Origin of the sequence: Rhodopseudomonas rhenobacensis, from assembly GCF_014203125.1 — a bacterium.
GTDB classification, from domain to species: Bacteria; Pseudomonadota; Alphaproteobacteria; order Rhizobiales; family Xanthobacteraceae; genus Rhodopseudomonas_A; species Rhodopseudomonas_A rhenobacensis.
The window spans coordinates 102,833-117,166 of sequence record NZ_JACHIH010000008.1 but is presented as its reverse complement, the minus strand read 5'-3'; the positions used below and the strand labels follow the sequence as shown (position 1 = coordinate 117,166).

Annotated in this window: 13 protein-coding genes; 1 reads left to right on the top strand and 12 read right to left on the bottom strand. The window is 65.3% G+C overall.

From position 1 onward, the window contains the following. Positions 1 to 286: 286 nt before the first annotated feature. The 6 genes from HNR60_RS09115 to HNR60_RS09090 form a co-directional block, all read right to left on the bottom strand. Entirely contained in the window at positions 287 to 757 is a 471-nt protein-coding gene (locus HNR60_RS09115; protein ID WP_184256595.1) for a GNAT family N-acetyltransferase, read from the bottom strand. 25 nt (positions 758 to 782) lie between these two features. Beyond that, the gene (locus HNR60_RS09110; RefSeq protein WP_184256593.1) at positions 783 to 1,607 is read right to left on the bottom strand and encodes an outer membrane protein; all 825 of its coding nucleotides are present in this window, start codon (positions 1,605 to 1,607) and stop codon (positions 783 to 785) included. A 144-nt stretch (positions 1,608 to 1,751) separates the two neighbouring features. Continuing rightward, positions 1,752 to 2,588: an outer membrane protein gene (locus HNR60_RS09105; RefSeq protein ID WP_184256591.1), complete on the bottom strand. Its 837-nt coding sequence runs from the start codon at positions 2,586 to 2,588 to the stop codon at positions 1,752 to 1,754. Positions 2,589 to 2,802: 214 nt separating this feature from the next. After that, positions 2,803 to 4,056: an MFS transporter gene (locus tag HNR60_RS09100; RefSeq protein ID WP_184256589.1), complete on the bottom strand. Its 1,254-nt coding sequence runs from the start codon at positions 4,054 to 4,056 to the stop codon at positions 2,803 to 2,805. Positions 4,057 to 4,238: 182 nt separating this feature from the next. Next, positions 4,239 to 5,591, bottom strand: a complete 1,353-nt coding sequence (gene glmM, locus HNR60_RS09095; RefSeq protein ID WP_184256587.1) for a phosphoglucosamine mutase — start codon at positions 5,589 to 5,591, stop codon at positions 4,239 to 4,241. 220 nt (positions 5,592 to 5,811) lie between these two features. Then, positions 5,812 to 5,973 (bottom strand): hypothetical protein, encoded by a 162-nt coding sequence (locus HNR60_RS09090; RefSeq protein WP_184256585.1) that lies wholly within the window; start codon positions 5,971 to 5,973, stop codon positions 5,812 to 5,814. A gap of 168 nt (positions 5,974 to 6,141) precedes the next feature. Here HNR60_RS09090 and HNR60_RS09085 point away from each other — a divergent pair, with 168 nt between their 5' ends. Further along, entirely contained in the window at positions 6,142 to 7,281 is a 1,140-nt protein-coding gene (locus HNR60_RS09085) for an alpha-hydroxy acid oxidase (RefSeq protein WP_184256583.1), read from the top strand. Positions 7,282 to 7,951: 670 nt separating this feature from the next. Here HNR60_RS09085 and HNR60_RS09080 read toward each other — a convergent pair. The 6 genes from HNR60_RS09080 to HNR60_RS09055 all read right to left on the bottom strand — a co-directional run bounded on the left by HNR60_RS09080 (position 7,952) and on the right by HNR60_RS09055 (position 13,976). Further along, positions 7,952 to 8,788, bottom strand: coding sequence for a shikimate dehydrogenase (locus HNR60_RS09080; RefSeq protein ID WP_184256581.1), 837 nt, complete (start codon positions 8,786 to 8,788; stop codon positions 7,952 to 7,954). A 36-nt stretch (positions 8,789 to 8,824) separates the two neighbouring features. Then, the gene (locus HNR60_RS09075) at positions 8,825 to 9,097 is read right to left on the bottom strand and encodes a helix-turn-helix domain-containing protein (protein WP_184256579.1); all 273 of its coding nucleotides are present in this window, start codon (positions 9,095 to 9,097) and stop codon (positions 8,825 to 8,827) included. A gap of 124 nt (positions 9,098 to 9,221) precedes the next feature. Beyond that, positions 9,222 to 11,270 (bottom strand): elongation factor G, encoded by a 2,049-nt coding sequence (locus HNR60_RS09070; RefSeq protein ID WP_184256577.1) that lies wholly within the window; start codon positions 11,268 to 11,270, stop codon positions 9,222 to 9,224. Positions 11,271 to 11,473: 203 nt separating this feature from the next. Continuing rightward, entirely contained in the window at positions 11,474 to 11,947 is a 474-nt protein-coding gene (locus HNR60_RS09065; RefSeq protein WP_184256575.1) for a DUF992 domain-containing protein, read from the bottom strand. A gap of 198 nt (positions 11,948 to 12,145) precedes the next feature. Continuing rightward, positions 12,146 to 12,667, bottom strand: a complete 522-nt coding sequence (locus HNR60_RS09060) for a DUF992 domain-containing protein (protein ID WP_184256573.1) — start codon at positions 12,665 to 12,667, stop codon at positions 12,146 to 12,148. Between the two features lie 106 nt (positions 12,668 to 12,773). Beyond that, complete coding sequence (locus tag HNR60_RS09055; RefSeq protein WP_184256571.1) at positions 12,774 to 13,976, bottom strand: pyridoxal phosphate-dependent aminotransferase; 1,203 nt, start codon at positions 13,974 to 13,976, stop codon at positions 12,774 to 12,776. Between the last annotated feature and the right edge of the window lie 358 nt (positions 13,977 to 14,334).

Here is a 14,334-nt window from a genome sequence, read left to right as displayed (position 1 = left end):
CGGCGCGCTCGCAGTTCAAGCAGCGGAACGACAAGGCAGCGTCACAACAGGAGCAATCGTTGCACGCAACACCGTTGGACGCCTTTTCGGATCTAATCTGATCCGACGACCGGGTGAGCAGCATGACAGCGAACCTCTGGGTTGGAGGCGAAACAGGGGCACTTCACGACGATTGCCTTCTGCACAGGCAAACAACGAGGATGATATTCCACGGCGGTTCCGGCGCCGTATGGTCAATCCTATACGAAACGGAAAATTTACGACTCGGTGATCGCTCGCGGACGAATCAGAACCGCAGCGTCATGCCGACGTGGCTCGGCTGAAAGCCCAAACGGGCGTAGAACCGCTGCGCATCGACCCGGCTTTGATGGGTGAACAACTCGACCAGCTTGCAGCGCTGCGCCTGCGCCTCGCCGATCGCCCATCGCACCATCTGTTCGCCGATGCCCTGGCTCCGCTGATCGCTGGCGACGCGGACGTCTTCGATGATGCCGCGCGAGGCGCCCTGCGAGCTGAGGCCCGGCAGCACGGCAAGTTGCAGGCAGCCCGCCACCGCGTCCGAACCATCCGTCGCCACCACCATCTGGATGTGCGGCGCGCCTTGCAGCGCGTCGAACGCCGCGTAGTAGGACGCCGGCAACGGGTCGGTGACGACTTCGCGGCCGCGGCCGAGATGATCGTCGGCCAGCATCGCGACGATCGCGGCGACGTCGTCGCGCCGCGCCGGGCGGATGGTGATCGGGGATGCAGTGGGCATTGCGGGATCGCCGGTCAAGCGACGCTTAGAACTTGTAGCCGAGGCCGGCGCGCACCGTCGAGACGCTGGTGTCGACCGGGGCGGCGAATTTCAGGTATTCCCATTCCGCGCGCACGAACAGCCCGCTGAACAGCATCATGTCGATGCCGAGCCCGGCGCTGTAACCGTAGATGAAATGGCCGTTCTGCACCTTGGCGCGGTCGAACTGATTGTAGCCGACGTAGGTTCCGCCGAGGGCCGGCGACGCCGTATAGAGGGTGTCCCGGATGCTCGCCGAACGAACGATATCGGCCTGCCCCAGCGAAACACCACCGAACATATAGGGCAGGAAACTGCCGACCGCCCAGCCCGCCCGCGCGCGCGCCGAGCCGAGATCGTTGATCACGATCGAGCCCGCGGAACGATAGGCGGCGCAATGATACAATGAATCGGAAAGGCCCATGCAACGGGTTATCGGATTGCTCACGTTGCTGTCCGACCCATCGAACTTGCCGTGAATGTAATTGGCCTCGAGACCGAGAACCACGTCGGTCCATTGCCAATTGTAGCCGACAAATCCGCCATAGCCCTGGCCGTGCGCGGACTGCTTGCCCAGCGTCGGCCAGTCCGAGACCTGCATCGCGCTGTTGACCAGGGTGTTGGTCATCGCCTGCTCCGCCAAACCGCGCGTGGCATCGGTGAAATTCGTATCTATGGTGCCGTAGCTGGCCTGGCCGCCGACGTAGAACCCTTCCCAATCGACGACGCGGCGCGGTCCGTCGGACAGCGCGCCGCGCAGAAACGGCATATCGGCGGACGACGCCGCCTGCGCCACCGTCAGCAACATTGCTCCCACCACCAACCGACGCATCGCAACGCTCCTCGAGCACTTGATCACGCCCGATCATCGCCCGTTAACCTTAATCTTTCGTTGCTTTACACCGCCGCGACATAACAAAACGGCGCGGGATGCTTCCCGCGCCGTTCGTCCGTCCTAACAAGTAGCAGGCTGGCGTCAGCCCTTGCGCATCAACGGCGCCGGCGCATAGGTCGGGGCGCTGTCGAAGTTCCAGCGCACGCCGAGCTTCAGGTCGTTCGAGGTGATGTTCTTCAACTGATAGGCCGACTGGCCGGTGCCGAGCGCGTAGTTGGTGTAGCCGGCGAGATTGACCGAGCCCATGTCGACGTAGCTGTAGGCCAGTTCGAGCGTCAGATTCGGGCTGACCTTGTAGGCCAGACCGGCATGCGCCGCCCAGGCGAAATTCCACTTCGAGACGTTGTCGTAATAGGTGGTGCTGAGCACCGGGACCGAGCCCGGCAGATAGCCCGCGCCGTCGTCGCGGAAGCCGCTGATCTTGACGTTGGCCATGCCGACGCCGGCGCCGATGAACGGCGTGACGCACCACCAGGTGCCGAGATCGACATAGGCGTTGGCGAGCACCAGAAATTCCGACTTGTTGCCGGAATAGTTGTCGGCCAGGATCTGGCTCGGGCTGGTGTAGATGTTGGTGGCGCCGTGCAGCGCCGCCTTGCCGCGGTACTGGCCGGTCACGTCGGCGCGAAACCAGTTGTTGACCTGATAACCGACGCCGAGGCCGAACAGCGTCGAGCTCGCCGATTCGAAGCCGCGATCCTGATAGCCGGCGCTGGCCGGATTGGTATCCTTGAACTTCAAGTCCTGATTGGTCATGCCGATATCGCCGCGCAGATACCAGCCGCCGAAATCTTCGGCCGGCGGCGGCGCGTACATCGCCGGCGGCGGCGGGGCGATCGGCATGTCCGCGGCAAACGCCCCGGTGATCGGCAACAGAGAAGCCGCTCCGGCGGCCAATAGTGATTTCACGCTACGCATTGGCTTCGTCCTTTTGTCAAAGAGGCGATTACGGAGGCCCCGAACCTGAAACTGACAAAGCGACGATGGCAGCAATTTCTTAAGCGCCACTTAACCCTAATAATTAGGGTTGACATTTGGTGACGATTTTTGTTGCGGGTTCCGCGCCGGCCACGGGCCGGCGCCCCAATCACTAATAAAAGTTAACGACGAGCGGCGCCGGGTTAACGAACGGTTAGTGGGCGTGGCGCGGCATCTTCGGCAGGAACATCGCGAGCAGCCCGATCGCCGGCAGGAAGGCGCAGATCTGATAGACGAACTCGATGCCCTTGTGGTCGGCGACCTGGCCCAGCAGGGCGGCGCCGATGCCGCCGGCGCCGAACGAGAAGCCGAAGAACAGCCCGGAGATCATGCCGAAGCGATGCGGCATCAGTTCCTGGGCATAGACCAGGATCGCCGGCATCGCCGAGGACAGCACGAAGCCGATCACGATGCTGAGCACCGCGGTCCACATCAGGTCGGCATAGGGCAGCATCAGCGTGAACGGCAAGACGCCGAGGATCGAGAACCAGATCACGTAGCGCCGGCCGATGCGGTCGCCGATCGGGCCGCCGAAGAAGGTGCCGACCGCGGTCGCGCCGAGGAACATGAACAGGTAGATCTGCGAGGTCTGGGTGCTGACGCCGAATTTCTGCATCAGGTAGAAGGTGTAGTAGCTGGTCAGGCTCGACATGTAGATGAACTTGGAGAACACCAGCAGGATCAACAGGCCGATCGCCACCGCGACGCGGCGCGAACTCGGCGCCCCGGGGTGCCGCTGCGGCGCGGTGCGGCTGCGCGGCACGATCCGCGGCTTGTACCAGCTGCCGATCCGCCACAGCACCACGATCGCCAGCGCCGCGATCAGGCAGAACCAGCCGAGGCTGCCCTGCCCGAACGGCACCACGATCAGCGCCGCCAAGAGCGGCCCCATCGACTGGCCGAAATTGCCGCCGACCTGGAACACCGACTGCGCAAAGCCGTAGCGCCCGCCGGACGACAGCCGGGCGATCCGCGCCGATTCCGGGTGGAACACCGCCGAGCCGAGCCCGACCAGCCCGGCCGCCACCAGGATCACGAAGTAATGATGCGCGATGCTGAGCAGCGCCAGCCCGATCAGCGTCGAGCCCATGCCGATCGCCAGCGAATAGGGCTGCGCCTTCTTGTCGGTGATGTGGCCGATCACCGGCTGCAGCAGCGAGGCGGTGATCTGGAAGGTCAGCGTGATCAGCCCGATCTGGCCGAAATCCAGCGCGTAGTTCGCCTTCAGGATCGGATACACCGACGGGATCAGCGACTGCATGGTGTCGTTGAGAAAGTGCGAGAAGCTGATGCCGCCGAGCACCAGATAGGCCGGCCCGAGCGCCTTCGCCGTGCTGGTCGGCGGCATCTCGGCGATCACGATGGGGGCGGATTGATCTTCCGCGTTGACTACCACGGGCTTGTTCACGGCGTTTCCAGACGGTTCTGCAGGGTGATGAAAACAGGGTGATGGAACAGGTAAGCCGCCCCGTTGCCGGGGCGGCACCTTGGGAAAGTAGAAGATGCGAGGGCGAAGCGCTAGCATCGCCCGGCCATGGCTGGGTTGCGGCGGGCGCCAACGCTGCTCTCAGGCGGGCGCCAGCGCCGGTCTCAGGCGGCGGCGGCCGCGGCCTCGCCGAGCGCCGAGCAGATCGTATCGACGATCTCCTCGACCATCTCGCGGTCGTCGCCCTCGCCCATCACCCGGATCACCGGCTCGGTGCCGGAGGGACGGATCAGCAGCCGGCCGTGGCCATTCAGCCGGGTCTCGGCGGCGCGGATCGCCGACTTCACCTCGACATTGTCGAGCGGCTTGCCGGCGCGGTAGCGCACGTTCTTCAGGATCTGCGGCAGCGGCTCGAACAAATGGCAGACCTCTGACACCGGACGGCCGAGCTTCTGCACCACCGCCAGCACCTGCAGCGCGGCGACGAAGCCGTCGCCGGTGGTGGCGTAATCCGACAGGATGATGTGGCCGGAGGGCTCGCCGCCGACATTATAGCCCTGCTTCAGCATCTGCTCGAGCACGTAGCGGTCGCCGACCGGGGTGCGGATCATCTCCATGCCGTTGCTTTGCAGAAAGCGCTCCAGCCCGAGATTCGACATCACCGTGGAGACGATGCCGGGCTTCGACAGCCGGCCGTCTTCCTTCCAGCTCTGTGCGATCACCGCCAGCAGCTGATCGCCGTCGACCACGTGGCCGCGCTCGTCGACCAGGATCACCCGGTCGGCGTCGCCGTCCAGCGCGATGCCGATGTCGGCGCGCATCTCCCGCACCTTGCGCGACAACGCTTCCGGCGCGGTGGAGCCGCATTCCTTGTTGATGTTGAAGCCATCGGGTTCGACGCCGATCGCGATCACGTCGGCGCCGAGTTCCCACAGCGCCTCCGGCACCACCTTGTAGGCGGCGCCGTGCGCGCAATCGATCACCACGCGCAGCCCGTCGAGCGACAGGTCGCGCGGCAGCGTCCGCTTGGCGAATTCGATGTAGCGGTCGTGCACGCCGTCGATGCGCCGGGCGCGGCCGAGCTTGGCGCTCGGGGCGAGTTTCTTGTCGAGCGTCTCGTCGAGCAGCTGCTCGATCTGCATTTCGACGTCGTCGCTGAGCTTGAAGCCGAGCGGGCCGAACAGTTTGATGCCGTTGTCTTCGAACAGATTGTGCGACGCGGAAATCATCACGCCGAGATCGGCGCGCATCGACTTGGTCAGCATCGCCACCGCCGGCGTCGGCATCGGGCCGAGCAGCAGCACGTCCATGCCGACCGAGGTGAAGCCGGCGACCAGCGCGGTTTCGATCATGTAGCCGGACAGCCTGGTGTCCTTGCCGATCACCACGCGATGCCGATATTCGCCGCGCTGAAACACCAGGCCCGCGGCCTGCCCGACCTTCATCGCCAGTTCCGGCGTGATCAGGCCGTTGGCGCGGCCTCGAATCCCGTCCGTGCCGAAATATCTGCGACTCATCAAATCCCCCAGCATGGCCTGTGCCGGCCGGCAGTTCCGGCCGGGCACGAACCCGCCTTATAGGTCGTTTCCGGTTGAAATGACCTCAAAAAATATGATGAATCATTACCAATCGGGAACCATGGCCGCGCCAACCCCTTGATCGGGCCGGCTTTATCGCAGTGCGACGGGACCGCGACCGCGCCGTGACGGCCGCTCCCGCGGGACCGGAAGCTGGGGATTAATGCTTGGCTTTATGCTTCGGCTTGGCGTCGGCGTCCGGCTTCGAGGGCGCCGGCTGGGTCAGGCTGACCGGATCGGAACCCGGAAAGGATTCCTGCAGGGCCTCGTCGAGGGCCTTGTCTTCGGCCTTCTTGTCTTTTTCGGTGGCAGTATCGGGCATCGGGTTTCTCCGGTCTGAGGATCGAACCAACGCCGCCCTGTCCCGCGGGTTCCGCGGGCGCACGGAGCGTCCGGCCAGAGCGCGAGGCTGCCTCAAACCGAATTCCACTTCGGCGGAAAATGCTCTAGAGCACGGCACCAGCAAAAAAGGAAAAGGGCGGGGCCGCTCATGAAACAGATCACCTGCATCGACGACCTGCGCGAGATCCATCAGCGTCGGGTGCCGAAGATGTTCTTCGACTACGTCGATCGCGGCTCCTATGCCGAAGAAACCCTGCGCGCCAACCGCGACGATTTTCAGGACATCAAATTCCGCCAGCGCATCCTGGTGGATATTTCCGAGCGCGATCTGTCCACCGAGATCATCGGCGAGCGCGCGGCGCTGCCGTTGATCCTGGCCCCGGTCGGCTCCACCGGGATGCAATATGGCGACGGCGAAATCCACGCCTGCCGCGCCGCGCAGGCCGCCGGCATTCCCTACACGCTCTCCACGATGTCGATCTGCTCGCTGGAGGACGTCGCCGCCAATGTCGAGCAGCCGTTCTGGTTTCAGCTCTACGTGATGCGCGACCGCGGCTTCGTCAAAGCGCTGATCGAGCGCGCGATCGCCGCCAAATGCAGCGCGCTGGTGCTCACCGTCGACCTGCAGGTGATCGGGCAGCGCCATCAGGACATCAAAAACGGCATGTCGGTGCCGCCGGAAATCTTCCGTCTGAAGAATTTGATCGACATCGCCACCAAGCCGCGCTGGGTGAAAGGCATCCTCGCCGGCAAGAGCCGCAACTTCGGCAACATCGCCGGCCACCTGCCGGGCTCCAAGGACCTCGGCTCGGTGTCGGCCTGGGTGGCGTCGCAATTCGATCCGTCGCTGAACTGGAAGGACATCGACTGGATCCGTTCGATCTGGCCGGGCAAATTGATCATCAAGGGCATCCTCGACGTCGAGGACGCGGCGCTCGCGGTGAAAGCCGGCGCCGAGGCGCTGGTGGTGTCGAACCATGGCGGCCGCCAGCTCGACGGCGCGCCGTCGTCAATTGAGGTGCTGCCGGACGTGGTCGACGCGGTCGGCGACCAGATCGAGGTGATGTTCGACGGCGGCATCCGCTCCGGGCAGGACGTGATGCGCGCGCTGGCGATGGGCGCGCGCTCCTGCATGATCGGGCGGGCCTATATCTACGGCCTCGGCGCGTTCGGCGGCCCCGGCGTCACCAAGGCGATCGACATCATCAAGAACGAACTCTCCACCACCATGGCGCTGTGCGGCGTCAACTCGATCGAAGAAATCGACGATCACGTGCTGGCGCTGTAGTCGGGCAGCTATGCAAGGTGACGTCATCCTGAGGTGCACGCTGGCGGCGCTCTTGCGCCGGCCGGCGTGCCTCGAAGGATGAGCTGCAGGCGCGGCCCGCAACTACCTTGTAGCCCATCCTTCGAGACGCCGGCTTCGCGCTCCGCGCTCCGCCGGCTCCTCAGAGTTTGTGAATCTATTCGAATTTCAGCGTCTTTGCGGCAGCTAAGTGCTTGATTTGACTCAACTCGAAAAACGCAAAATCTAATAGATTCACAGGCTCTCAGGATGACGTCGCGTTGTGGAGAGGCGCAGTTGCCGAGCAACGCTGCGCGAGCAGGTCATACGTCCGGCCATGAGATTCTATTTCAACCTCAACCAAGGCGGCGGCGCGCTCCCCTCCCCCTTGCGGGGAGGGGTTGGGGGTGGGGGTGCCGCGGCGGGATAGTCTGACGTCGCACTACGCGATTGCACGCCGTCGGGCTTGGAACTCATCAGTCCGAGACAAATTCGACGAGCGCCGTGCTTGGGGAGCCCCACCCCCGACCCCTCCCCACAAGGGGGAGGGGAGAAGAGAACGCTGCGGTTCTTTAGAGCATGATCCCGAAAAGTGGATACCGGTTTTCGGAAAAGATCATGCTCAATCAAAAAGCTAGAGCAGGACGACGTTTCGAAGAAGCGTCATCCTGCTCTAGTTAGTCCCGGCCAGATCCGCCTCAAGCAACGCACGCAGTTCGGCCGTCACCGTCGGGCGCTGGCCGAACCACAGCTCGAAACCGCGCACCGCCTGGTGCAGCAGCATGCCGAGGCCGTCGGCGGTGCGTAGTCCCCGCGCGCGGGCGGCGGCGAGCAGCGGCGTCTCGAGCGGCACATAGACCAGATCGGCGACTGCGGCCTCCGCGGGCAACAGCCCGAGATCGATGTCGAGCGAAGGCTGCCCCTTCATGCCGAGCGAGGTGGTGTTGACCAGGAGTCTTGCCCGCGGCAGCACGCTCGCGATATCCGACCACGGCGTCGGCACCACGTCGGCGTTGAACTGATCGGCCACCGCCTGCGCGCGCTCCAGCGTGCGGTTGGCGAGATGGATGCGCTTGATGCCGCGCTCGATCAGCCCGAACACCACGGCGCGCGACGAACCGCCGGCCCCTAACACCAGCGCCTCGTCGATGGCGTCCCAGCCCGGCGCGCAGGCGTCGAGATTATTCAGGAAGCCTTCGATGTCGGTGTTGGTCGAGCGCAGCGTGTCGCCGTCGTACCACAGCGTATTGGCGGCGCCGACCGCGCGGGCGCGGGCGTCCGGCTCGGTGAGCAGCAGCGCCCGCTCCTTGTGCGGGATGGTGACGTTGGCGCCGAGATAGCCGTGCGTCGACAGATGCAGCACGAACTCGCCGAAACCCTCCGGCGGCACCGACTCGATGGCGTAGCCGCCCTCGATGCCGAGCGTGCGCAGCCAGTAGTGGTGAATGATCGGGGAGCGCGAATGCGCCGCCGGCCAGCCGATCAGGCAGGCGGCCTTGATCTTGTTCATGATCGAAGATCCTTTTCGCCGCGCACCGCCATGGCCTCAGGATCCCACCGGCGGCGGCGGTCCGGGCTGTTTCAGCCGCACGCCGCGCCCGCCGTCGTCGCTGCGGCCATGCTCGCCGATCAATTCCACCCCGGCGCGGTTCAGCGCCTCGACCACCCGGGTCAAGGAATCGACAATGCCGCGGACGTTGCCGACGCTGGCCTCCATGCGCTGGATGGTCGGCACCGAAACACCGGCCAATTCGGCCAGCGTGCGCTGGTCGATCCCCAACAGCGCGCGCGCGGCGCGCATCTGAAATGAAGTAATCAAGCTCGATATCCGATTTCGCGACGCAGGCCGCAAAGCGACACGCCGCGAATATAAACGGCTTCGATGATGTTTGATACATCATCGAAGCCGGTTTGTGTTTGACTCCGGCCGGCGCGAGGCGCCGCTAGGCCGCCGCGGGGCGGTGTGCCGCGATGATCTGCTCGGCGGCGCGGCCGGTGACTTCGGCCATGTGGTCGAAGGTCCGGGTGAAGCTGCCGGTGCCGGCGGTCGCCGAGCGCAGCTCGACGATCAGATCGCCGATCTCCGCCTCCGGCATCATCGCCCGGACGGTGTCCCAGCCGGGCCAGCCGTCGCGGGTGTCGAAGCCGAGAATCTGGCCGCGACGCCCGGACAGGATGGCGTTGACCTTGGCGGTGGCCTCGGTCGGGCAGACGATCTCGACAGTGTGGATCGGCTCCAGCAGCACCGGCTGGCACTGCGGCAGCGCTTCGGCGACGCCGATGCGGCCGGCGGTGCGGAACGCCATGTCGGAGGAGTCCACGGTGTGGAACGAGCCGTCGATCAGCGTCACCTGCACGTCGACCACCGGGAAGCCGAGCGGCCCGCGCAGCAAGGCATCGGCCGCGCCCTCCTCGACCGCCGGGATGTAGTTGCGCGGCACCGCGCCGCCGACCACCTTCTCGGTGAAGCTGAAGCCGCTGTTGCGCGGCAACGGGCCGATCTCCAGCACCACGTCGCCGAACTGGCCGTGGCCGCCGGACTGCTTCTTGTGCCGGCCGCGCTGGGTGATCGATTTGCGGATCGTCTCCTGATAGCCGATCGCCGGCGGATGCGACTTCACCGTCACGCCGAAGCGGTCCTGCAAGCGTTCCAAAGCCACCCGCAGATGCATCTCGCCCTGCCCCCACAGCACGATGTCATGGGTGCGGCTGTTGTGGATCACGGTGAGCGAGGGATCTTCCTCGTTCAACCGCAGCAAGGCCTGGCCGAGCTTGACGTCGTCCTTGCGGTCGGCCGCCGACAGCGCCATCGCCAGCACCGGCGGGGTCGCCAGCACCTGCACCAGCGCGGCCGGCGCGGTCTTGCCGGTCGACAGCGTGTCGCCGGTCTTGATCGCGTCGAGCTTGCCGAGCGCCACCATGTCGCCGGCTGCAGCTAGCGGACGCTTGGTGTCGTGACCGCCGGTGACGGCGTGGATGCCGGAGATCTTGCCGGCCTCGCCGCTGGAGGCGTGGACGAAATCGCCGTCCTCGAACTGGCCGTGCAGCACCCGGGCCAGCGACAGCTTGCCGCCGTGCTGCAGATGGTTGGTCTTGAACACATAGGCCTGCGCATCGGGACCCGAAGCGCCGAGCCGGGCCGCGGTCTCGGTGACGTCGGGCGCCTCGTGGCGCAGCGCCTTCAACAGCCGCATCACGCCGTTCTCGCGCAACGCCGAGCCGAGCAGCACCGGGCAGATCACGCCCTCGCGCAATTCGCGCGCGAGATCGTCGAACACCGCGTCACGCGGCGGCGCGACGTCCTCGAGCAATTGCTCCATCAAGGCGTCGTCGTGGTCGGCGAGCTTCTCCAGCATCGAGAACCGCGCTTCCTTGCCGCGGTCGAGATCGCCGCCCGCAAGCTCGATGACTTCGGAGGCCTTGTGCTCGCGATAGACGAAGGCGCGCTCCAGCGCGAGATCGACATAGCCGGCGATCAGGTCGTCGTTCCAGATCGGAATTTGTCGCAGCACCAGCGGAATCCGCGACGCCGGCTGCAGGATGCTCAGCGCGTCGCGCGTCGCCGTGGCGGCCTTGTCGATCTTGTTGAGAAACAGAAACCGGGGAATCCCGAGATCTTCCAGTTCGCGCAGGATGATCTGCAGCTGCGGCAGCTTGCGCTCGTCGGCTTCGCAGACCACCACGGCGGCGTCCACCGCCGGCAGCGCGGCGCGCATGTCATGCGCGAATTCGACCGATCCCGGACAATCGATGAAGGTGTAGGTGTCGTCCATGAAGCTGGTGGTCGCGGCGGAGAGCCCGACGCCCATCTTGTGATGACGCGCCTCCGGACTGGCATCGCCGAACGAGGTCCCGGCATCGACGCTGCCGGCGCGGGGGATCGCACCGGTGCGGGCCAGGATGGCTTCGAGCAACGTGGTTTTTCCGCTTTGGAAAGGGCCCACCAGTGCGATGCACCGTGGACCGCGGGGACTTCTGAGGTTCTGTCCCATCGCCGCCTCCGTGGTTGGAGCTCGGCCCATGATTGGGTCGGCGGCGGATCGTTTCAGGGGCGCAAACGCTTTGCAAGCAGGAAAATAGTCGCGCGAAATCGTAACAGTTGAGAAAGATCAAAGACATGCCAATTCGCCCGGACGCTGCGGGCGGCGCCGGCGTGCGATTCACACCGGCGATCAATTGATCAGCAGAGGAGTTGTTAGCGCCCCGGGCGCAGCTCGAGGCCCTCGAGCCCCACCGCGACGTTGAAGCCGGTGGAGCCCTGCAGGCTCAAGGGCTGCAGCGCGACCGAATTCGCCGAGCCGCCGACCAGCACGTTGGCGCCAAGCCCGACGCCGACCGATGCGGATCCCTGCGCGCCGGCGTAGTTGCCGGACAGGTTGCCCACCCTGGCGCGCTCGATCGGCGCGAACACCGCCCAGGCCAAGCCGGTCTCCTGGGTGATACCAAGATCGAGGCCGACCTTGCGGATGGTGGCGACATAGGGCTGGTCCGGATGGCCCTCGGCCCGCAGCACGCAGCCGAGATTGGTCACCGAGCCGACGATGAAGCCGACGCTGGCGCCGCCGCGGCACTCCAGCACGCCGATCTGGACCCGGGATTGCTGCGCCTCGGCGCTGCCGGCGACGAACGCCGCGGTGGTGATACCAAGCAGGAGCGAAAGTCGGCGCATGACAAATCTCCGGGGTGAGCAAGGTGATGCAGGATATTGCAGGCCGGTCAGGCGCGCAGCGCAGCGGAACTACGCGGCCGCAGTCTAGTCACAGCCGCTGCCAATCTTCAATCGGCGGCGCTGTGACGCGCCAACAAAAAGGGCCCGCCGAAGCGAGCCCTTGTCCGACCGCGGCCGAGCCGCGATGGTAACTAGTTATTAGCGATGACGGCGATGATGCCGGATGTGGCGGCGCGGGCCGCGCAGATCGGCGGGACGCAGCTGCAGGTCGGCGACGCCGGCGGTGACGTTCAGGCCGGTCTGACCCTGCAGGCTGAGCGGCTGCAGCGAGTAGGCATTGGACGAACCGCCAACCAGCAGGTTGCCGCCGAAGCCGACGCCGACCGACGCGTTGGCGCCGACGCCACCGTAGCTGCCGGCGAGATCGCCGCGGCCGAGCCGGTCGGTCGGCGCGTAGACCGCCCAGGCAAAGCCGGTGTCCTGGGTGAAGCCGAGGTCGAGGCCGAATCGATGAATGGTAGCAACGTAGGGCTCCGGACGACGACCGTCGGCACGGAAGGCGCACTGCAGCTCGGTCACCGAGCCGACGACGAAGCCGACGTTCTGGCCGCCGGAGCATTCGAGCACGCCGACCTGCAGCTGGCGCTGCTGCGCGTTGGCGGTTGCAACCGAAGCAACCAGCGAGAGCGCTGCGATACCGAACAAACTTGAAAGTCGCATAGTGGTAGTCTCCGATGAGGATTGTGCCGGGGCACAGGATGCAAGCGCCGTGTTCAAAACAAGGCGCTCACGTCAAATTTTGGCGAAAAGATTCCCAACCTTTGGCTTATTTGAGATTCCCGCAGAACCGTTGGATGCGCTTGCAGGCCTCTTCGAGGTCAGAGGTCTTGGTGGCGTAGGAAATCCGGAATGCCGGGCCGAGGCCGAACGCCGAGCCCTGCACCACCGCAACGCCTTCGGCCTCCAGCAGTTCGGTGACGAAGTCCTGGTCGTTCTCGATCACTTTGCCGGACGGCGCGGTCTTGCCGATGGTGCCGGCGCAGGACGGATAGACGTAGAACGCGCCTTCCGGCCGCGGGCAATCGATGCCGTTCGCCTGATTGAGCATCGACACCACCAGATCGCGGCGCTCCTTGAACACCTTGTTGTGAGTCGGGATGTAGTCCTGCGGGCCGTTCAGCGCTTCGACCGCGGCCCATTGGGCGATCGACGACGGATTCGAGGTCGACTGCGACTGGATCGTGGTCATCGCCTTGATCAGCTGCGACGGGCCGCCGGCATAGCCGATCCGCCAGCCGGTCATGCAGTACGCCTTGGAGACGCCGTTCACCGTCAGCGTGCGGTCGAACAGCTTCGGCTCGATCTGCGCCGGCGTGGTGAAGACGAAATCGTCATAGACCAGGTGCTCGTACATATCGTCCGTCATCACCCAGACATGCGGGTGCTTCACCAGCACGTCGGTCAGGGCTTTCAGCTCGGCGCGCGAATAGGCGGCGCCGGTCGGGTTCGACGGCGAGTTCAGGATCACCCATTTGGTCTTCGGGGTGATCGCGGCTTCCAGCGCCTGCGGCTGCAGCTTGAAGCCGAAGTCGGCGGTGCAGATCACCGGCACCGATTCGCCGCCGGCCAGCGCCACCATCTCCGGATAGCTCACCCAATACGGCGCCGGGATGATCACCTCGTCGCCGGGATTGAGCGTCGCCACCAGCGCGTTGTACAGCACCTGCTTGCCGCCGGTGCCGACGATGACCTGGTTCGGCATGTAGTCGAGGCCGTTCTCGCGCTTGAACTTGGCGATGATCGCCTGCTTCAACTCGGGAATGCCGTCGACCGCGGTGTATTTGGTCTTGCCGGCCTCGATGGCGTGGATCGCGGCGAGCTTGATGTTGGCTGGGGTGTCGAAATCCGGTTCGCCCGAGCCGAGCCCGATGACGTTGCGGCCAGCCGCTTTCAGCTCACGCGCTTTATCCGTCACCGCGATGGTCGCGGACGGCTTCACACGGTCGAGCGCAGCGGACAGAAACGGCATCATGATCTCCTTGCAAGCGTCGAGAACCAGCGATTGTCACGGGCTCGATCTGACGGGATGGGCGCACACTATGCGGCGCGCCGCCTCGCTGCAAGAACGTTACATGCATGGCGCGTGCGCTGTTACGCTCCCGACAGCGTTAAAACGGGCTCGCCCGGGTCTGCGCAACTTTTAATAAGTAGCGCGGCGGCATGGCTTTTTCGGCGATCGGGAAATCCTGACCGGGCGCAGCGGGCGGGGCTGACGCGGGCCCGCGCCGGCCGCTCGCCTGCGGCCGCTCGGTCGCGGCGCGGTGGCGATGCTCGGTTGGATGACCTGCGCGATCGCAGGCTGCGGTCGCGCAGCGGCATCCGCCGGT